Origin of the sequence: Streptomyces sp. NPDC097617 (assembly GCF_044761485.1) — a bacterium.
Taxonomy (GTDB): Bacteria; Actinomycetota; Actinomycetes; order Streptomycetales; family Streptomycetaceae; genus Streptomyces.
Genome location: NZ_JBIWCL010000016.1, coordinates 68,595 through 88,742, shown reverse-complemented (window position 1 = coordinate 88,742; position 20,148 = coordinate 68,595). Strand labels below are relative to the sequence as shown.

At 72.0% G+C, this 20,148-nt stretch carries 14 protein-coding genes and 1 riboswitch; of the genes, 10 read left to right on the top strand and 4 right to left on the bottom strand.

What is annotated here, in order from left to right; genetic code table 11:
* Nucleotides 1–6 precede the first annotated feature (6 nt).
* Both ACIQZO_RS24480 and ACIQZO_RS24475 read left to right on the top strand, forming a co-directional pair.
* Complete coding sequence (locus ACIQZO_RS24480; RefSeq protein WP_403629611.1) at nt 7–1,173, top strand: citrate synthase; 1,167 nt, start codon at nt 7–9, stop codon at nt 1,171–1,173.
* Nucleotides 1,174–1,197: 24 nt separating this feature from the next.
* The gene (locus ACIQZO_RS24475; protein WP_403629609.1) at nt 1,198–2,334 is read left to right on the top strand and encodes a CobW family GTP-binding protein; all 1,137 of its coding nucleotides are present in this window, start codon (nt 1,198–1,200) and stop codon (nt 2,332–2,334) included.
* A 168-nt stretch (nt 2,335–2,502) separates the two neighbouring features.
* Here the strand turns inward: ACIQZO_RS24475 and ACIQZO_RS24470 are convergent, their stop codons facing one another.
* From ACIQZO_RS24470 to ACIQZO_RS24460, 3 genes are all read right to left on the bottom strand, one after another.
* Entirely contained in the window at nt 2,503–4,143 is a 1,641-nt protein-coding gene (locus tag ACIQZO_RS24470) for an IS1182 family transposase (RefSeq protein ID WP_403629832.1), read from the bottom strand.
* A 66-nt stretch (nt 4,144–4,209) separates the two neighbouring features.
* Entirely contained in the window at nt 4,210–6,273 is a 2,064-nt protein-coding gene (locus tag ACIQZO_RS24465) for a restriction endonuclease (RefSeq protein ID WP_403629606.1), read from the bottom strand.
* Nucleotides 6,274–6,372: 99 nt separating this feature from the next.
* Nucleotides 6,373–8,829: a DNA topoisomerase (ATP-hydrolyzing) subunit A gene (locus ACIQZO_RS24460; protein WP_403629604.1), complete on the bottom strand. Its 2,457-nt coding sequence runs from the start codon at nt 8,827–8,829 to the stop codon at nt 6,373–6,375.
* Nucleotides 8,830–9,093: 264 nt separating this feature from the next.
* Between ACIQZO_RS24460 and ACIQZO_RS24455 the strand changes: the two genes are divergently transcribed.
* The 4 genes from ACIQZO_RS24455 to ACIQZO_RS24440 all read left to right on the top strand — a co-directional run bounded on the left by ACIQZO_RS24455 (nt 9,094) and on the right by ACIQZO_RS24440 (nt 13,904).
* Entirely contained in the window at nt 9,094–10,437 is a 1,344-nt protein-coding gene (locus ACIQZO_RS24455) for a M16 family metallopeptidase (RefSeq protein ID WP_403629601.1), read from the top strand.
* Between the two features lie 20 nt (nt 10,438–10,457).
* A complete protein-coding gene (locus ACIQZO_RS24450) occupies nt 10,458–11,825 on the top strand; it encodes a M16 family metallopeptidase (RefSeq protein ID WP_403629829.1) in 1,368 nt (455 codons plus the stop codon).
* Nucleotides 11,826–12,042: 217 nt separating this feature from the next.
* A riboswitch (cyclic di-AMP (ydaO/yuaA leader) is annotated at nt 12,043–12,202 on the top strand.
* 12 nt (nt 12,203–12,214) lie between these two features.
* Nucleotides 12,215–13,018: a M23 family metallopeptidase gene (locus ACIQZO_RS24445; protein ID WP_403629599.1), complete on the top strand. Its 804-nt coding sequence runs from the start codon at nt 12,215–12,217 to the stop codon at nt 13,016–13,018.
* Nucleotides 13,019–13,220: 202 nt separating this feature from the next.
* Nucleotides 13,221–13,904 carry a GntR family transcriptional regulator gene (locus ACIQZO_RS24440; RefSeq protein ID WP_403629596.1) on the top strand — a complete coding sequence of 228 codons (684 nt, stop codon included), beginning with the start codon at nt 13,221–13,223 and terminating at the stop codon, nt 13,902–13,904.
* Nucleotides 13,905–14,249: 345 nt separating this feature from the next.
* On the opposite strand, the gene ACIQZO_RS24435 is transcribed toward ACIQZO_RS24440, so the two are convergent.
* On the bottom strand, nt 14,250–14,531 hold the full coding sequence (locus ACIQZO_RS24435; protein ID WP_403629595.1) for an HPr family phosphocarrier protein: 282 nt from the start codon (nt 14,529–14,531) through the stop codon (nt 14,250–14,252).
* Nucleotides 14,532–14,715: 184 nt separating this feature from the next.
* Here ACIQZO_RS24435 and ACIQZO_RS24430 point away from each other — a divergent pair, with 184 nt between their 5' ends.
* The 4 genes from ACIQZO_RS24430 to ACIQZO_RS24415 all read left to right on the top strand — a co-directional run bounded on the left by ACIQZO_RS24430 (nt 14,716) and on the right by ACIQZO_RS24415 (nt 20,075).
* Nucleotides 14,716–17,493 (top strand): GNAT family N-acetyltransferase, encoded by a 2,778-nt coding sequence (locus ACIQZO_RS24430; protein WP_403629592.1) that lies wholly within the window; start codon nt 14,716–14,718, stop codon nt 17,491–17,493.
* Between the two features lie 50 nt (nt 17,494–17,543).
* A complete protein-coding gene (locus ACIQZO_RS24425) occupies nt 17,544–18,143 on the top strand; it encodes a DUF5998 family protein (RefSeq protein WP_402663809.1) in 600 nt (199 codons plus the stop codon).
* Complete coding sequence (locus ACIQZO_RS24420; RefSeq protein ID WP_403629590.1) at nt 18,143–19,345, top strand: alkaline phosphatase family protein; 1,203 nt, start codon at nt 18,143–18,145, stop codon at nt 19,343–19,345. The genes ACIQZO_RS24425 and ACIQZO_RS24420 overlap by 1 nt, the downstream gene beginning before the upstream one ends.
* A gap of 79 nt (nt 19,346–19,424) precedes the next feature.
* Nucleotides 19,425–20,075, top strand: coding sequence for a thymidine kinase (locus ACIQZO_RS24415; protein ID WP_403629587.1), 651 nt, complete (start codon nt 19,425–19,427; stop codon nt 20,073–20,075).
* Nucleotides 20,076–20,148 lie beyond the last annotated feature (73 nt).

Here is a 20,148-nt window from a genome sequence, read left to right as displayed (position 1 = left end):
TCCATCATGGATGGTCGATCCATGGATATCGCCTTGGAAGTACCCCGCGGTCTCGCGGGAGTCGTGGTCACCGAAACCGGACTGGGAGACGTCCGGGGCCGGGAGGGCTTCTACCACTACCGCCAGTACTCGGCCGTCGAGCTCGCCGCCGGACGCGGCTTCGAGGACGTGTGGCACCTGATGTTCCGCGGCACGCTCCCGGCGGACGCGGCCGAGCGCTCCGCCTTCTCGGCCGAGATCGCGCCCCTGCGCCGACTGCCCGGGGAGGTACGGGACGCCCTGCCGGACATCGCCCGGGCCACCCGGCTCTCCGGCCCCCTCGCCGGTCTGCGCACCGCGCTCTCGCTGCTCGGCGCCTGTGCCGGCTTCCGCCCGGTCTACGACCTCGATCCCGGCCGCCGGGCCGCCGACGCGCTGGCCGCCTGCGCCGCCGTACCGACGCTGCTGACCGCCCTGCACCGGCTGGGGCAGGGCCTGGAGCCGGTGGAGCCGCGCGACGGCCTCCCGTACGCCGCCAACTACCTCTACATGCTGACCGGTAGTGAACCCGACCCGGAGCGGGCCCGCGCGGTCGAGCGGTACCTGATCTCGACCGTCGACCACGGCTTCAACGCCTCGACCTTCACCGCCCGCGTGATCGCCTCCACCGGCGCCGATGTCGCGGCTTGCCTGACCGGCGCGATCGGCGCACTCTCCGGCCCCCTGCACGGGGGCGCCCCCAGCCGGGCCCTGGACACCCTCGACGCCATCGGCACCGTGGACCGGATCGGGCCCTGGATCCGCGAGCGGGTCCTGGCGGGCGACCGGATCATGGGCTTCGGCCACCCCGTGTACCGCACCGAGGACCCCCGCTCGCGCATGCTGCGCGAGATCGCCCTCCAGTTCGGCGGTCCCCTCGTGGACTTCGCCGTCGAGGTCGAGCGCCAGGTCGAGGAGATCCTCGCCGAACTGAAGCCGGGCCGGGAACTGCACACCAACGTGGAGTTCTACGCGGGCGTGGTCATGGAGCTGTGCGGGCTCCCGCGCGAGATGTTCACGCCCACCTTCTGCGCGGCACGGGTGGTCGGCTGGAGCGCGAACATCATGGAACAGGCCGCCGACTCGAAGATCATCCGTCCGGCCGCCCGGTACACCGGCCCCACCCCGCCCCAGCCGGTGCCGCTCCTTCCCTGAGAGATCCTGGCTACGATCGACCGGGTGAACAGCAGGCAGCCCATCCCCGTCGTCGTCCTCGCCGGTTTCCTCGGATCCGGAAAGACCACTGTGCTGAACCACCTCCTCGCCGGTCGCGGGGGCACGAGGATCGGGGTCGTCGTCAACGACTTCGGATCGATCGAGGTCGACGCGATGTCGGTGGCCGGCCAGGTCGGGGACTCGATGGTCTCCCTCGGCGGCGGCTGCCTGTGCTGCGCCGTCGACGGCAGCGAACTCGACGCCTACCTGGAGAAGCTCTCCGCCCCCGTCCACCGGATCGACGTGATCGTCATCGAGGCGAGCGGACTGGCCGAGCCCCAGGAGATGATCCGGATGCTCATGGCCAGTGAGAACCCGGCCGTCCGGTACGGCGGCATGGTGGAGATCGTCGACGCCGCCGAATTCGACGCGACCCGGGCCAGGCACCCGGAGACCGACCGCCACCTCGCCGTCGCCGACCTGGTGGTGCTCAACAAGACCGACCGGGTGGACCCGGCCGAGCGGGCCCGGATCGAGCAGGAACTCGCCGCGCTCTGCGCCCCGGGGATCCCGGTCGTGGGCGCCGACCACGGCCGGATCGACCCGGAACTGCTCTTCGACCGGCGCCCCTGGACCGAGACCCGCGGACAGCTCTCCTTCGAGGACCTGCTCACGGAGGCGGACGGTCAGGGCCACGGCCACGGCCAGGGTCACGGCCAGGGTCACGACCGCGACCACTGCGGCCACGCGCACACCGCGTACGAGAGCACGGAGTTCACCTCCGAGCAGGCGCTGTCCCCGCGCAGGTTCATCGATTTCCTCGACCGGCGCCCGGCCGGGCTCTACCGGATCAAGGGCTTCGTCCACTTCGGCGTACCCGGGCACGAGGAACGCTACGAGGTCCACGCCGTCGGCCGCTTCCTCCGCTTCGCCCCCGGGCCCTGGGGGCGGGGCGAGGCCCGCCTGACACAGCTGGTCCTGATCGGCGCGGGCACCGACGGGGCGGAGCTGCTGCGCGACCTGGAGGCCTGCCGCGAGCCGGCCCCGCACGAGGCGCGCCCCGAGAGCATGTGGGGCGTCCTGCGATACGTGGCCAGGACCGGTACCGGTACCGGTACCGAGTCCGAGTCCGGGACCGGGACCGGCTCGGCCGAGGGCTGAGGCCCGAGGGAGCCGACACCCTTACCTCGGGCTGGTGTTGCTGTCACGCTGCTGGTGTGGGGGCAGCTGCGGAGTGCGAGCGGGACGTGAGCCGGGTGCGGTGGGCCGGATGGGCGGCGGCGGTCGCGGCGGCCCTGGCCGTCTTCATCGTGGGAACGGCCTGGCTGTTCATGGTGTGGGACAGCCGCACGGGCCCCGACTCCGGATGGTCGACACTCCAGGGCGTGGGCTGGGGGGCGCTGGTCTTCGTGGTGGTGCTCCCGATGTACGTCCTCTTCGGCGAACACGGCCACGGCGGAGGTTGAGGGCGGCGGCGCGGTTGTGGAGCCAGGTGTTGTTCTTGATGACGCCTCGGTAGGGGACGCGGCGGTTGCCTTTGGCGACGAGCCAGGCGATGGCGCGTTCGACCGGTGGGCGCCAGCGGCGGTACTCGGCCTGCCGGCCGGGGTCGGTGGCTGCCTGGTCGCGGGCGGCTTTGAGCAGGTCGTACTTGGCGTGGACGCTGAAGACGCGGCCGGTCCTGGAGCGGGTGCAGCGGTCCTTGAGCGGGCAGGCGGCGCACAGCTTCTTGAGCTGGGCCTGGCGTGTGCCCTTCGCGTCGGGCTTTCCCAGGCGGGTGGTGTGCCCGGCGGGGCAGGTGACCTGGCCGTCGGTCGTGTCGACGGTGAAGTCGTCGGCTGTGAACCCGCCGGGGACGGCGGATTTGAGCGGGGGCGGCTTGAGGACCAGTTCGTGGCCTTGGGCTTGGAGGTGTTCGCGCAGGTCACCGGTTCCGTAGGCGGTATCGCCCAACGCGGTGACCGCAGTGTTTTCGTCGGCGAGGAGATCGCGGGCGACGGCGGCCTCGTGATGGTGGGCCCCGCTGCCGGCGGTCAGGGCGACCTCGGTGAACAGCCCGGTCTCGGGTTCGAAGGCCACGTGGGCACGGAAGCCTTCCTGGTGGCGGGTGCGGTTCTTGTGGATGTGCCTGGCCTCGGGATCGACCGTGGACACCGTGCGGTCATGGACCGTTCCCCGGGCGATCCGCCAACGCCCGTCGCGCCCGTCGGAGTCCTCGGCCGGTTCCACGTCCTGACCTGCGACCAGGGCCAGAAGGCCGACCGCGTTCGCGGCCTTCTCACCGAGCTGCTGCTCGGGCAGATGCCCCAGCAACCGCAGCGCGTCCCCGACCAGCACGTCGACCAGATCGGCGCGGGCCTGTTGATCGTTCCACGCGATGTGGGGCTTGCCCGGATCGGTGTAGTCGTGGGCGGTGCACTGGACTGCGGCCGCCTCGTAACCTGCGGGAACTTCCCTGATCACTGCCCGGATCGCGGCGATGATCTGGGTGACGGTGTCCTGGGTGGCGACCGCGTCGTCCAGAACGGTGGAGTCCAGCGCACGCCGGTGCTTGTTTTTGAGGACACCGGTGGCCTTCACGACCTCTCGGACCGCCTCGAAGACGCGGTTCGGCCGGGCGGAGCGGGCCAGACGGCGCCGGAAGTAGGCCAGCAGCGACGGATCGAACGCCATATCGTGCAGACCGAGCCCGCAGGCGGCCTTCCACCGCAGGTCACACCGTAATTCCTGGACCGTCTCGAAGTCCGACAGCCCGTGCAGGGACTGCAGCGTGATGGCCGCGGCCAGGACCTGTGGCGGCATGGACGGCCGCCCGTTCGCCGACGGATACATGTCCGTGAACATCACCGCCGGGAACAGCCCGCCGCGATGCTCGGCCAGGAATGCGAACACACTCCCAGCCGGAATCAACTCCCGGCAGGTGACCCACACATCCGGCCCGACAAGCTCACCGACCCACTCCCCTTGCACCACGAGAACGAGTCTGGCCCCACCGCTGACGCGGCGGGGCCAGAACCCAACATCTTCATCAGCCTTCTAGGCGACCTCGACCCCGTACTCGCCCAGCAGGGCCTCCAGGCCGCCGCGGTAGCCCTTGCCGCCGATCACGAAGTCCCAGTCACCGTTGGCGCGGCGCCGGAACGAGCCGAGGACCAGGGCCGTCTCGCCCGCGCGCCCGTCGGAGACGTCGAGCCGGCCGAGTTCCTCGCCACCGGCCGACAGCAGGCGGATGTGGGCGTCGGTGAACCCGGCGAGGTCGGCGCGGGGATCGACCTCCGGATCTATCGCCGCCACCAGGACCAGCCGGTCGGCCTGTGAGGGCAGGGCGTCGAAGGAGACCTCCAGCGCCGCCTTGTCCGGCATCGCGTGTTCACGGGAGCGGACCGAACCGTCCGGGGTGCGCGGGTTGTTGAAGAAGACGAAGTGGTCCTCGCTCAGCACGCGGTTGCCCGTGCATACGAGAGCGCACACGTCCAGGGCGACCGAACCCGACCAGGACATGCCGAGCACGTTGTGGTCCGCCGGGGGAGCCGGCTCAGGCGCGGGCGCCCGCCGCACGGGCGCCGCTGCGGCGCCGCCGAGTCGGCCCCGCAGCCCGTACTGGTGGAGCAGCTCGACCAGGTCCGCGCCGGGAACCAACTCCAACGGTTTGCCGTTGGCAAAGGTGTACGAACCCGGTCCGAAGGACGCGGTGGTGACCAGCACCCCCTTGTTCGCCCCCTTGTCCTGGACCGTGCCGTACAGATCACGCACGGCCGTCGGCGGCACCGTGTTCCGGTAGCGCTTGACCTGCACCACGATCCGCCCGCCCCGGATCGGCGCCGGGTCGACCGCCTCCACGTCCACCCCGCCGTCGCCCGACCGCTGCGTGGTCACCGCCTCCATGCCCATCGCCCGGAACAGCTCGGCGACCAGGTTCTCGAAGGCGATCGGGTCCATCACGAAGAGATCCGGCTCGTCGTCCGCGCCGCGCGCGTGCCCGCCGTGGCTGACGACGCCTCCGCCGACCTCGTCGGGCCGGCGCCCGGGGCGCACCGCCGTCAGCTGGTCGGGCCGGGTCGACAACTGCCCGCCCAACCCCGAGACCAGACAGTCCACCGCGCTGACCTGCTCCAGGCGCAGCCCGGCGAAGGCACCGCGCTCCGCCGGCACCGTGGAGAGCACGAACCGGGCCTCCTGCCCCGTCACCGGATCGTGGCAGTCCACGAAGCCGTTGACGACGACCGAGTCCAGGGCGCCGAACTCGTCCGCCGCGTACAGCTCGCGCACCACCAGCAGGACGCACTGGGCCAGCAGGTCCCGGTACAGGGCCCGCCGTTCCGTGACCGAGCGGGGCTTCACCCTGTCCTGGTCCGTGCTCGGGAGGTACTGCACGGCCCGGGCCTCCGGCACCACCGCGTACCCCGGCAGCTCCCAGTCCAGCACCAGCTGGCGCGCGGCGGGGTCGTAGGCGGCCGCCACCTGCCTGGGCAGCGCCTCGGGCCAGGCCGTCGAGGCGTACAGGGCTGCCGAGAAATACTCCACGGCTGCCTCGGCATCACCCGCGCGCAGCGCGTCGGCCAGCTCGGTGAGCCCGCTGTTGTGCGCCCGGACCCCGGAGAGCTGCTCCGCCGCCCACCGGTCGTACTGCTGCCGGTACGCGGACAGTTGCTGCTGCCGCTGCGCCTCCGCGGCGTTCGCGGCCTGCCAGGCCTGCGTGTACCGGGCGTGGGCCTCCCGCTCCGCCTGCGCCCGGTGGTGGGAGCCGAGGGTCCAACCGCTGCTCTGCCGCTGGAAGTCCTCGATGCGGGGCATCGGTACCGGCTGAGCCAGGGCTCCGGGGTTGAAGGGTTCCAGCCGGTCGGGCCGGGCCAGGTCGGATATCCGGAACGCCGGCGCCCGGCAGCCCGCGACGAGCAGGCCCTTGAGCGCGGTGACCTCGGCGTCGAGCTGCGCGGTGCGCCGCAGCGCCTCGGCCTCGCGGTACTGCCGGTGGCTCCGGTTCGCGTCCCGTTCGTAGGCCCGCTGCCGGCGCTCGGCCTCCCGCTGCTGCGTCTGCTGCTGCCGGCGCTGCGCCTCCGCCCAGTTCCCGATCAGTCCGCTGCCCGCTCGACGGCTCATCAGCTGCGTTCTCCCCCCACCACGTCCACGGGGAAAACACTAGTCGGCATTCGGGTGGTACGTCCCCCCGGTCGCACCACCCGAATGCCCTCCTACGTCCTACAGCGCGGCTCCCGCCAGCGCCGCGACGGCCGCCGGCAGCGCCGCCCCCGAGCCGTCCCGGCGCGGGTCCACGGCGGGCAGTTCGGCCGGAGTGCCGTTCGACGTCGCCGCGCGGACGGGGGAGCCGCCCGCCCAGGCCAGTACCAGGACGTCCTCGCCCTTCAGGAACCGCTGGCAGCGCACGCCGCCCGTGGCCCGGCCCTTGCGCGGGTACTGGTCGAAGGGGGTCAGCTTCCCGGAGGTCACCGAGTCGTCCAGGGTGCCGTGCGAGCCCGCGATCGTGAAGATCACGCCGTCCCGCGCCGGGTCCACCGCCGAGAAGTGGATCACCTTGGCGTTGTCGGCGAGCTTGATGCCGGCCATACCGCCCGCCGGACGGCCCTGCGGGCGTACCTGGCCCGCCGGGTAGCGCAGCAGCTGGGCGTCGTCGGTGATGAAGACCAGGTCCTCCTCGCCCGTGCGCAGCTCGACCGCGCCGACGATCCGGTCGCCCTCCTTGAGGGTGATGACCTCCAGCTCGTCCTTGTTGGCCGGGTAGTCCGGCACGACGCGTTTGACCACGCCCTGCTCGGTGCCCAGCGCCAGCCCCTGCGAGGACTCGTCCAGCGAGGTCAGGCAGATCACCTTCTCGTCCGCCTCCAGCCCGGAGAGGAACTCCGAGACCGGGGCGCCGCCCGCCAGGTTCGGCGCGGCGTGGGTGTCCGGCAGCTGCGGCAGGTCGATCACCGCCAGCCGCAGAAGCCGCCCGTACGAGGTGACCGCGCCTACGTCGGCCCGGGCCGTCGCGGCTACCTGCGAGACGATCAGGTCGTGCTTGGCGCGGGCGCCACCCTCCTCCTCCGGCAGCGCGTCGCCGTTCGCCGTACGCGCCAGCAGGCCCGTCGAGGACAGCAGCACGCGGCACGGGTCGTCAGCGACCTCCAGCGGAACCGCCGTCACCGCGGTGCCCGCGGACTCCAGCAGCACCGTACGGCGCTCGGTGGCGAACTTCTTCGCCACCGCCGCCAGTTCCGCGGAGACCAGCTTGCGCAGCTCGCTGTCCGACTCCAGGATCCCCGTCAGCTCGTCGATCTCGCCCGTCAGCCGGTCGGCCTCGGACTCCAGCTCCAGGCGGTCGAACTTGGTGAGCCGGCGCAGCGGGGTGTCCAGGATGTACTGGGTCTGGATCTCGCTCAGCGAGAACCGCTCGATCAGCCTGGCCTTGGCCTGGGCCGAGTTCTCGCTGTCCCGGATGAGCCGGATGACCTCGTCGATGTCGATGAGGGCCACCAGGAGGCCCTCGACGAGGTGCAGCCGGTCGCGGCGCTTGGTACGGCGGAACTCGCTGCGCCGTCGGACGACCTCGAAGCGGTGGTCGAGATAGACCTCCAGCAGCTCCTTGAGGCCCAGCGTCAGGGGCTGCCCGTCGACCAGCGCCACGTTGTTGATGCCGAAGGACTCCTCCATCGGCGTCAGCTTGTAGAGCTGCTCCAGCACGGCCTCCGGGTGGAAGCCGTTCTTGATCTCGATGACCAGGCGCAGACCGTGCGAGCGGTCGGTGAGGTCCTTGACGTCGGCGATGCCCTGGAGCTTCTTCGAGCCGACCAGGTCCTTGATCTTCGCGATGACCTTCTCGGGGCCGACCGCGAAGGGCAGTTCGGTGACGACCAGGCCCTTGCGGCGCGCCGTCACGTCCTCCACGGCCACCGTCGCGCGGATCTTGAAGGTGCCGCGCCCGTTCTCGTAGGCGTCCTTGATGCCCGAGAGGCCGACGATCCGGCCGCCCGTGGGCAGGTCGGGACCCGGCACGAAGCGCATCAGCGCCTCCAGGTCCGCCTGCGGGTGGCGGATCAGGTGGCGGGCGGCCGCGATGACCTCGCCGAGGTTGTGCGGGGGCATGTTGGTGGCCATGCCGACGGCGATCCCGGACGCGCCGTTGACCAGCAGGTTCGGATACGCGGCGGGCAGGGCCACCGGCTCCCGCTCCTGGCCGTCGTAGTTGGCGGTGAAGTCGACGGTGTCCTCGTCGATCGACTCCGTCATCAGCGACGTGGCGTCGGCCATCTTGCACTCGGTGTAACGCATGGCGGCCGGCGGGTCGTCGTTGCCGAGCGAACCGAAGTTGCCGTGGCCGTCGACCAGCGGCAGTCGCATGGAGAAGGGCTGGGCCATGCGCACGAGCGCGTCGTAGATCGACGCGTCGCCGTGCGGGTGGAGCTTGCCCATGACCTCGCCCACGACACGGGCGCACTTCACGTAGCCGCGGTCGGGGCGCAGGCCCATCTCGTTCATCTGGTAGACGATGCGCCGGTGTACCGGCTTCATGCCGTCCCGGGCGTCGGGCAGGGCGCGGGAGTAGATCACCGAGTACGCGTACTCGAGGAAGGAGCCCTGCATTTCGTCGACGACGTCGATGTCGAGGATCTTCTCCTCGAAATCCTCCGGCGGCGGGGTCTTCGTGCTGCGGCGGGCCATCGCTGCGCGGCTCCTTAACCAAAATGGGGTGTGCTGGGTGGCTGGCGGGGTGTCTGCTCGGTCTGACGGTCTTGTGGTGTCCGGCGAGGGTACGACGCGGACCATTGTGGCCCGACGCACCGACAACGCCGACTCCGACCCCAGGGGTCCCCCGGACGGAGTGCGGGGGAGTGACCCGGGAACTTATCCGGCGGCCGACGCGCTTGCATACAGTGGCAGGTCGATAAGAAATCTCTGCATCGCGAGCGAAAGGACCACATGCCCATGGGTCACACGGCCACAGCCCAGGCCGGCTCCGGCGGCCTGACAGCGACCGAGCACCGGCTGGCCAACGGCCTGCGCGTGGTGCTCTCCGAGGACCACCTGACCCCGGTCGCCGCGGTCTGCCTCTGGTACGACGTCGGCTCCCGCCACGAAGTCAAGGGACGCACCGGCCTGGCTCACCTCTTCGAGCACCTGATGTTCCAGGGGTCGGCGAGCGTACCGGGCAACGGCCACTTCGAACTGGTCCAGGGCGCCGGCGGTTCCCTGAACGGCACCACCAGCTTCGAGCGCACCAACTACTTCGAGACGATGCCGACCCACCAGCTGGAGCTCGCGCTCTGGCTGGAGGCGGACCGGATGGGGTCCTTGCTGGCCTCCCTGGACGACGAGTCCATGGAGAACCAGCGCGACGTCGTCAAGAACGAGCGCCGCCAGCGCTACGACAACGTTCCCTACGGCACGGCCTTCGAGCGGCTCACCGCCCTGGCCTACCCCGAGGGCCACCCGTACCACCACACCCCGATCGGCTCCATGGCCGACCTGGACGCCGCCTCGCTGGAGGACGCGCGCACCTTCTTCCGTACGTACTACGCGCCCAACAACGCGGTGCTGTCGGTCGTCGGGGACATCGACCCCGAGCGGACGCTCGCCTGGGTCGAGAAGTACTTCGGCACCATCCCGGCGCACGACGGCAAGCAGCCGCCGCGGGACGGCTCGCTGCCCGACACCATCGGGGAGCAGCTGCGCGAGGAGATCGTGGAGGAGGTCCCGGCGCGTGCGCTGATGGCCGCCTACCGGCTGCCGCACGACGGCACCCGCGAGTGCGACGCCGCCGACGTGGCGCTGACCATCCTGGGCGGCGGCGAGTCCTCGCTGCTGCACAACCGGCTGGTACGCCGAGACCAGAGCGCCGTCGCGGCCGGCTTCGGCATGCTGCGCCTGGCCGGGGCGCCGTCCCTGGGCTGGCTGGACGTCAAGACCTCCAGCGGGGTCGAGATCCCCGCCATCGAGGCGGCCGTGGACGAGGAGCTCGCGCGGTTCGCCGCCGAGGGCCCGACGGCCGAGGAAATGGAGCGCGCCCAGGCGCAGCTGGAGCGCGAGTGGCTGGACCGGCTGAGCACGGTGGCCGGGCGCGCCGACGAACTGTGCCGCTTCGCGGTGCTGTTCGGCGACCCGCAGCTGGCGCTGACCGCCGTCCAGCGTGTCCTGGACATCACCGCCGAAGAGGTGCAGGCCGTGGCCGCGGCCCGACTGCGCCCGGACAACCGCGCGGTGCTCGTCTACGAGCCGATCGAGTCCGACGAGTCCGACGAGTCCGACGAGAACGAGGGGGCGGAGCAGTGAGCGACACCGCAGCCGTCACGATGACCTTCCACCCGCAGCCGCAGGCCGGCGAGCCGCAGCCGTGGGCCTTCCCGGCCCCCGACCGCGGCCGGCTGTCCAACGGCCTGACCCTGCTGCGCTGCCACCGGCCGGGCCAGCAGGTCGTCGCGGTCGAGGTCAACCTCGCCGCCCCGCTCGACGCCGAGCCCGCGGGCCTGGACGGCGTGGCGACCATCATGGCGCGGGCGCTCTCCGAGGGCACCGACAAGCACTCCGCCGAGGAGTTCGCGGCCGAGCTGGAGCGCTGCGGCGCCACCCTCGACGCGCACGCCGACCACCCGGGCATCCGGGTCTCCCTGGAGGTCCCGGCCTCCCGGCTGCCCAAGGCGCTGGGCCTGCTCGCCGAGGCGCTGCGCGCTCCCGCCTTCGCCGACGCCGAGATCGACCGGCTGGTGCGCAACCGGCTCGACGAGATCCCGCACGAGCTGGCGAACCCGCAGCGCCGCGCCGCCAAGCAGCTCTCCAAGGAGCTCTTCCCGGCCGCCCTGCGGATGTCCCGGCCGCGCCAGGGCACCGAGGAGACGGTCGCCCGGATCGACTCCTCCTCCGTACGCGCCTTCTACGAGGCCCATGTACGCCCCGCCACGGCCACCGCGGTCGTCGTCGGCGACCTGACCGGCATCGACCTGGACGCCGTGCTGGCGGACACCCTGGGCACCTGGACGGGCAACACCGCCGCGGCCCTGCCGGTGCCGCCGGTGACCGCCGACGACACCGGCCGCGTGGTCATCGTGGACCGGCCCGGCGCCGTCCAGACCCAGCTGCTCATCGGCCGGATCGGGGCGGACCGTCACGACCGGGTGTGGGCGGCCCAGGTGCTCGGCACGTACTGCCTGGGCGGCACGCTGACCTCCCGCCTGGACAAGGTGCTGCGCGAGGAGAAGGGGTACACCTACGGCGTACGCGCCTTCGGCCAGGTGCTGCGCTCCACCGAGGACGGCAAGGGCGCCTCGATGCTGGCCATCAGCGGCTCGGTGGACACCCCGAACACCGGACCGGCGCTCGAGGACCTCTGGAAGGTGCTGCGCACCCTCGCCGAGGGCGGTCTTACCGACGCCGAACGCGATGTCGCCGTGCAGAACTTGGTGGGCGTGGCCCCGCTGAAGTTCGAGACGGCGGCCTCGGTCGCGGGCACCCTGGCCGACCAGGTCGAGCAGGAACTGCCGGACGACTATCAGGCGCAGTTGTACGCACAGCTGGCCGAGACCGGCACGGTGGAGGCCACTTCGGCGGTCGTGAAGGCCTTCCCGGCGGACCGGCTGGTCACCGTCCTGGTGGGCGACGCGGCGCTCATCGAGGAGCCCGTGCGGGCGCTGGGGATCGGTGAGGTCACGGTCGTCTCCAACTGACGCTCGGGCAACGGCTCCTTGAGGGCCGGCCGAAGATTTCGGCAAGGGGTTCTGGTGACTTGTTCACCAGAACCCCTTTTGTCCGTTTAGTGGTGAGGTTGCTTTTATGTGGTGTGGCGTACGCAACAAAAAGCCGTGTCTGTTTGGCGATTGACTGATGATCCGCCTAGCGTCGTCCGTGCTGTCCGTCAGTTGTGCCCGCCGCATCCGCGGCACCGGGCAGCGATCGCCGAGTCCCCGTCAGGCGCGAGCCTGGGGAGCCGGGGACCCACATGAGTCCCTGGGGTGAATCGGACCCCCTCGCAAGAGGAGGCCCGTAGGAGACCTTCCTGCTCCGAACCCGTCAGCTAACCCGGTAGGCGAGAAGGAAGGAAAGGATCAAACCCTTCATGGCGTTTGGCAGTCGTCCCGCTGGTTCCGGTAAGCACCGTGGTTCCAGCCGTCTGAGCCGTAAGACCGCCGGTTACGCCGGTATCGCCGCGATCGCCACCACGGGTGTCGTCGGCTCCCTCGCCGCCCCGGCCTTCGCCGCGGACAACCACAGCAGCAACCTCGGCCAGGACAGCGGCCTCGGTGCCGTCGTCGTCGCCGATGAGCTCGCGGGCGACATATCCGACCAGGCCGACGCCCAGCACCGCGCCGCCGAGCAGGCCGCCGCCAAGGCGCAGGCCGAGGCCGATGCGAAGCAGCGGGCCTCGGAGGCCAAGCGCCTCGCCGAGGTCAAGGCGAAGGCCGAGCGAGAGGCCGCCGAGCGCGCCGCCCGCGAGGAGGAGCGCAAGCGCCTCAACACCTTCGTCGCCCCGGTGGACGGCTCGTACGTCAGCACGCAGTACCACGCGGGCGGCGGCATGTGGTCCTCCGGCAGCCACACGGGCATCGACTTCCACGCCGCCTCCGGTACCTCGGTCCACGCCGTCGGCGTCGGCACCGTCGTCGAGGCCGGCTGGGGTGGCGCGTACGGAAACAACGTCGTCATCAAGCACAACGACGGCACGTTCACCCAGTACGGCCACATGACCTCGCTGAACGTCTCGGTCGGCCAGCAGGTTGCCGCCGGCCAGCAGATCGGGCTGTCGGGCTCCACCGGCAACTCCAGCGGCCCGCACCTGCACTTCGAGGCCCGCACCGGCTCGCAGTACGGCTCGGACATCGACCCGCTCGCGTACCTGCGCTCGCACGGCGTCGAAGTCTGACGCTGCGGCGCAGCGCTTCCGCTCCGCCTTCTGCTTCACCGAAGACCCCGGCTCCCCGAGCCGGGGTCTTTGTGTTGCGCCCTTGTGCAAATGTTTCGCATTTTCGGCTGCTCTCGGAAATTATCGTGTGTTGCAATAGAATCGCGGCACGCGCATGTGCGTGCAATGAGGCTGGCAGTCGGAAATAGGCGGAGGTTCGGTCTTGCGTATTCCTGCGCACGCGGTATGCACAGCAATCCGCGACGACATCGTCTCCGGAGCGTTCGAGCCGGGCGCCCGGCTGACCGAGGAGGTACTGGCCCGCCGGTACGGGGTCTCGCGCGTCCCGGTCCGCGAGGCCCTGCGGACCCTGGAGTCCGAGGGCTTCGTGACCACGCGGCGCCATGCCGGGGCGTGTGTGGCCGAGCCGACCGGGCAGGAGGCCGCGGACCTGCTGGAGCTGCGGATGCTGCTGGAGCCCCTGGCGGCCGCCAGAGCCGCCCGGCGGCGCACCGACGCGCACCTCAAGGTGCTGCGCGGGCTGGTCAGGCTGGGGCAGGAGCGGGCCAGGCGGGGCCAGGGGGAGGATCTGCGGTCCCTGGGCGGCTGGTTCCACGAGACGCTCGCGCAGGCGTCGGGCAGCCCCGGGCTGATCGCGCTGCTCACGCAGATGCGGCACAAGGTGGCGTGGATGTACGTGGTGGAGGCGCCGGCCAGGCCGGTGGAGTCCTGGGCGGAGCACGGCGCGATCGTGGACGCGGTGGCGCGCGGCGACGCCGAACGGGCGCGGGCCCTGACCGCGGTCCACGCGGACCGGGCGGCGGGGGCGCACCGGCTGCGGCAGCGGCTGAGCGCGGCGGTGAGGACTTCGCAACCTGCCGTAAACATGTCGAGCGGCCGGCATTAACAGGAGCCGTATAGAAAGGATGGAACCGCGCGAATTCGCTGCGCGGCGGGCGGTCGGATTCATGCGGCCGCACCATATTCCGCTGCGCCGAATTCATGCGGAGCCGAATTCGGCGGCGCCCGCATTTCGGCGGTCCTTTCTCCGCCGGGCGGATTCCCCCGGGGCCCGCTCCCCGGGGCCCGCTCCCCGGAGCGGCTCGCCCGGGCGCGCCATCGCCCTGCCGGGCCCGTGTACGTGTGCGGCGCCGCCCGACGGGGGTCCGCGCGGGGAACGGCGAAGCCGCGGTCCCCGGGTGGGGAGCGCGGCTTCGTGGGGGGTCGGGGTCGAACCCGAAGGCCCGAAGGGTCAGACGGTCTCGGGGAGCTCCTCGAGGCCCTCGGCGACCAGCCTCGCCAGGCGGTCGAGGGCGGCGTCCGCACCCTCGGCCTCGGAGGCGAGGACGATCTCCTCGCCGCCCTGGGCGCCCAGGCCCAGAACCGCCAGCATGGAGGCGGCGTTGACGGGGTCGCCGCCGGACTTCGCGATGGTCACCGGGACGCCGGAAGCGGTCGTCGCACGGACGAAGATCGAGGCGGGACGAGCGTGCAGGCCCTCGGCCCAACCGACGTTGACGCGGCGCTCTGCCATGGTGATGCCCTTCAGGTTCTTACGGTTGTCTAGACCAGTCTCTCACGACGCCCGGAATGCTCGGACCGACCTTCGGCCTGAATTTTTCGCCGCTCGACCTTCCCCAGCTTGCACTGATCTGTCCCATCCCGCCTCATCCGCCGCGCGAGCGCTGCCCCGCCTGATCCGGCCGTAAGGTGGGCCCATGACCATCGAGTCGGACCCCTCGTACCCGGCCCACTGGGAAGCCGATGTCGTCCTGCGTGACGGCGGCACCGCCCGGATCAGGCCCATCACCACCGAGGACGCGGGCCGGCTCGTCAGCTTCTACGAGCAGGTCTCGGACGAGTCGAAGTACTACCGCTTCTTCGCTCCCTACCCCCGGCTCTCCGACCGTGACGTGCACCGCTTCACGCACCACGACTACGTGGACCGGGTCGGGCTCGCCGCGACCATCGGCGGGGAGTTCATCGGCACCGTCCGCTACGACCGCATCGGCCCCGACGGCCGCCCGGCCTCCGGGCCCGCCGACGAGGCGGAGGTCGCCTTCCTCGTCCAGGACGCCCACCAGGGCCGCGGCGTCGCCTCCACCCTCCTCGAACACATCGGCGCGGTGGCCCGCGAGCGCGGCATCCGACGGTTCGCCGCCGAGGTGCTGCCCGCCAACTCCAAGATGATCAAGGTGTTCACGGACGCCGGGTACCAGCAGAAGCGCAGCTTCGAGGACGGCTCCGTCCACCTCACCCTCGATCTCGAACCCACCGCCGAGTCCCTCGCCGTCCAGCGCGCCCGCGAACAGCGCGCCGAGGCCCACTCGGTGCAGCGGCTGCTGGCCCCCGGCTCGGTCGCGGTCGTCGGAGTCAGCCGCTCCGGCGCCGGCGTGGGCGCCGCCGCACTGCGCAACCTGCGCGACAGCGGCTTCCACGGCCACCTCTACGCCGTCAACGAGGCCGTCACCCGCGACCTGCTCGACGGCGTACGCGCCTACCCCGCGATCGGGGCCATCGGCGCCCCGGTCGACCTCGCGGTGATCGCCGTCCCGGCCGACCGGGTCCCCGAAGCCGTGGCCGCCTGCGGAGAGCACGGGGTGCAGGGGCTCGTCGTCCTGTCCGCCGGCTACGGGGAGAGCGGCCCGGCCGGACTCGCCCGCCAGCGCGAACTGGTGCGGCAGGTGCGCTCGTACGGGATGCGGCTGATCGGGCCGAACGCCTACGGGGTGATCAACGCCGCCCCGGAGGTGGAGCTCAACGCCTCCCTCACCCCCGCGCCGATGCCGACGCGCGGCCGGATCGGCCTGTTCACCCAGTCCGGGGCGATCGGGATCGCCCTGCTCTCCGCCCTGCTGCGGCGCGGCGAGGGCCTGTCCTCCTTCGTCTCCGCCGGCAACCGGGCCGACGTCTCCGGCAACGACATCCTCCAGTACTGGTACGACGACGAGGCGACCGACGTCGCCCTGCTCTACCTCGAAACCCTCGGCAACCCGCGGAAGTTCACCCGCCTCGCCCGCCGTACGGCGGCCGTCAAGCCGGTGGTCGTCGCCAAGGGCGGCCGCCACAGCCCGGCCGGGCACGTCGTCCCCGACACCAGGCTGCCGGAGGCCACCGTCTCCGCCCTGCTGCGGCAGGCCGGCGTCATCCGCGTCGACACGGTCACCGAGTTGGTGGACGTCGGCCTCCTGCTGGCCGCGCAGCCGCTGCCTGCCGGGCCGAGGATCGCGATCCTCGGCAACTCCGAATCCCTCGGGATCCTCACCTACGACGCCTGCCTCACCCAGGGGCTGCGGCCGCTGCCGCCCCGGGACCTGACGACCGCCGCCTCGCCGGCGGACTTCCGCGCCGCCCTGACCGAAGCGCTCCGCTCCGAGGACTGCGACGCGGTCGTGGTCACGGCCATCCCCTGGGTGAGCGAGGAGGCGCCCGCGGACGACCTGGCCGGTGCGCTCCGCGACGCCGTGGCCGAGTGCCCCGGCAAGCCGGTGGCGGTGGTGCACGTCGAGCTGAGCGAGCTCGTCGAGGCCCTGTCCGCCGTGCGCGGCCCGCGCCCCGCCCCCAGCCGGACCACCGAGCCCGCCCCGGCTCCGACGCCCGCGCAGCTGTACACCGCCGCGGGGGACAGCATCCCCAGCTACCCCGCCGCCGAGCGCGCGGTCAAGGCCGTCGCCGAAGCCGTCCGCTACGGCCAGTGGCGCCGGGCCACCGCCGACGACGACGGCCGGGTCCCCGAGTACGAGGACATCGACGAGGCCGGGGCCGCGGCGCAGCTGGCCGGGCTGCTGGCGGACGTCGACACCGAGTCCGTGCTGACCCTGACCGAAGGGGGCGCCCGCGAGCTGCTCGCGCGGTACGGAATCCGCGTCCTGCCCACCCTGCCCGCGCCGAGCGCCGACGCGGCGGTCCGGGCCGCCGACGTCCTGGGCTACCCGGTGGCCCTGAAGACCACCGCCCCGCACCTGCGCCACCGCGCGGACCTGGGCGGCGTACGGCTCGACCTCGCGAACGAGGCCGAGCTGCGGCGCTCGTACGAGGAGCTCGCCGACGCGCTCGGCAAGCCGGCCGAGCTCCAGCCCGTCGTGCAGGCCATGGTGCCGCGCGGTGTCGACACCGTCGTCCGGTCCGTCATCGACCCCGCCGCGGGCGCCGTCCTCTCCTTCGGGCTCGCCGGCGTCGCCTCCGAGCTGCTCGGCGACACCGCCCACCGACTGGTCCCGGCCACCGACCGGGATGCCGCCGGACTGATCCGGTCCATCCGGACCGCGCCCCTGCTCTTCGGCTGGCGCGGCAGTGATCCCGTGGACACGCCCGCCCTGGAGGAACTGCTGCTGAGGCTGTCCCGCCTGGTGGACGACCATCCCGAGGTGATCGGCGTCTCGCTGGAGCCCGTCGTGGTCGCCGCCGAGGGGGTCCGCGTGCTCAGCGCCGCCGTCCGCGTCGCCCACCCGCCCGCCCGCGACGATCTCGGCCCGCGGACCCTCCCCAGTTACTGACCGGGTACGGCGCGGCCTGAGGGCCCCGTACGGGCCTTAGGATGGACCTCATGGCGAAATCCGGTACGACGACCCAGGGGCTGCGCACGGCGATCGAGCGCAGCGGCTACTACCCGGCCCTCGTGGCCGAGGCCGTGGAGGCCGCGGTGGGCGGCGAGCCGATTTCGTCGTACCTGGTCCACCAGGAGACGACCTTCGACTCCAACGAGGTGCGCCGCCACGTCACCGTGCTGGTCCTGACCGGCAACCGCTTCATCGTGAGCCACACCGACGAGCAGGCCGCCGACGCGGGGTCCCCCTCCCCGTACGCGACCACCTCCACCGAGTCGGTCAAGCTGTCCAGCATCTCCTCGGTGGTGCTCAGCCGCGTCGTCGCCAACCCGGAGTCCTACACCCCCGGCACCCTGCCCCGTGAGGTCGTCCTGACCATCGGCTGGGGCGCGGTCTCCCGGATCGACCTGGAGCCGGCCGCCTGCGGCGACCCGAACTGCGACTCCGACCACGGCTACACCGGCAACTCCACCGCCGACGACCTCAGCCTGCGGGTCAGCGAGGCCGGCGACGGCCCGGAGGCGGTGCGCCAGACCCTGGTCTTCGCGCAGGCGCTCTCCGAGGCGACAGCGGCGACCTCCGCCACCCCCACCCGCTGATGGCGTACGCCGCGGCACAGGAGTGGCCCGAGCCGGAGCTGCTGGACCTGGCGGGCGCCCCCGTCCCGGAGTACGGCACCGGGTCCCTCGCCGACCTCCTGCCGACGCTCGCGGCCGGACAGGGCGTCCCCGGCTTCACCGCCGCGATCCCCGAGCTGACCCCGGCCGACCGGAACTGCGTGTTCCTGGTCGACGGCATGGGCTGGGAGCAGATCAAGGCCCACCCGGACGAGGCCCCGTACCTCACCTCCCTGCTCGGCAGCTCGCGCGGCGGCACAGGCCGTCCGATCACCGCGGGCTTCCCGGCGACCACCGCCACCTCGCTCGCCTCCGTGGGCACCGGCCTGCCGCCGGCCCGCCACGGCCTGCCCGGCTACGCCGTCCGCAACCCGGCCACCGGCGAACTGATGAACCAGCTCCGCTGGCACCCGTGGACCCCGCCGAAGCCCTGGCAGCCGTACCCGACCGTCTTCCAGCAGGCCGACAAGGCCGGGGTGGCGACCGCCCAGGTGTCCTCGCCCGCCTTCCAGACCACCCCGCTCACCAAGATCGCGCTGAGCGGCGGCACCTTCCTCGGCCGGATGACCGGCGAGGAGCGGATGGACCTGGCGGCCGAGCGCCTCTCGGCCGGTGACCGCTCGCTCGTCTACACGTACTACAGCGAGCTCGACGGGGCCGGCCACCGCCACGGCGTGGACTCCGACGCCTGGCGCGGCCAGCTGATGTACGTGGACCGGCTCGTCCAGCGGCTCGCGGAGCAGCTGCCGCCGCGCACCGCCCTGTACGTGACCGCGGACCACGGCATGGTCGACATCCCCTTCGACGAGGACGCGCGGATCGACTTCGACGAGGACTGGGAGCTGGGCGCGGGCGTCGCCCTGCTGGGCGGCGAGGGCCGGGCCCGGCACGTGTACGCGGTGCCGGGCGCGCAGGCGGACGTACTGACCGTGTGGCGCGAGGTGCTCGGCGACCGGTTCTGGGTCGCGAGCCGCGAAGAGGCCCTGGAACGGGGCTGGTTCGGCGTGCCGGGGGAGTGCGACGAGCGCGTCCTCGGCCGCATCGGCGACGTGGTGGCGGCCGCCCAGGCCGATGTCGCGATCACCGCCTCGCGCAAGGAACCGAACGAATCCGCCCTCGCCGGAATGCACGGCTCGATGACGGCGGCGGAGCAGCTCGTCCCGCTGCTCGAAATCCGCACCTGACCCGCGTCGGCGCCCCGCCCCCGCGCCGCCGACCGCCTGCCCGCCACCTGCCCACGATCCGAAAGGCCCCCTACTTCCCATGCCCGAGCTGGTGTTCTTCTCCGGAACGATGGACTGCGGAAAGAGCACTCTGGCTCTCCAGATCGCCCACAACCGCGATGCGCGGGGCCTGCAGGGTGTCATCTTCACGCGGGACGACCGGGCGGGCGAGGGCAAGCTGTCCTCGCGCCTGGGCCTGGTGACCGAGGCGGTCGAGGCCCCGGAGGGCATGGACCTGTACGCGTACCTGGTCGCCCAGCTCTCCAAGGGCGGCAAGGCCGACTACGTGATCGTGGACGAGGCCCAGTTCCTGGCCCCCGAGCAGATCGACCAGCTGGCCCGCATCGTCGACGACCTGGGCCTGGACGTCTTCGCCTTCGGCATCACCACCGACTTCCGCACCAAGCTGTTCCCGGGCTCGCAGCGTCTGATCGAGCTGGCGGACCGGCTGGAGCAGCTCCAGGTGGAGGCCCTGTGCTGGTGCGGCGCCCGCGCCACGCACAACGCCCGCACGGTGGGCGGTGAGATGGTCGTCGAGGGCGCCCAGGTCGTCGTGGGCGATGTGAACCGCCCGGCGGAGGAGATCGGCTACGAGGTGCTGTGCCGCCGTCACCACCTCCGCCGCACCACCTCGGCCGCCGCCCGCACCGGCACCCTCTCCCCGGACGTCCTCCCGGTCAACCACGCCTGATCGCCGGTCGGTACCGGGACCGCGCGCAGAACCCGGACTGTCGGCCGTCACCTCGGCGGTGTTCTTTATGGCT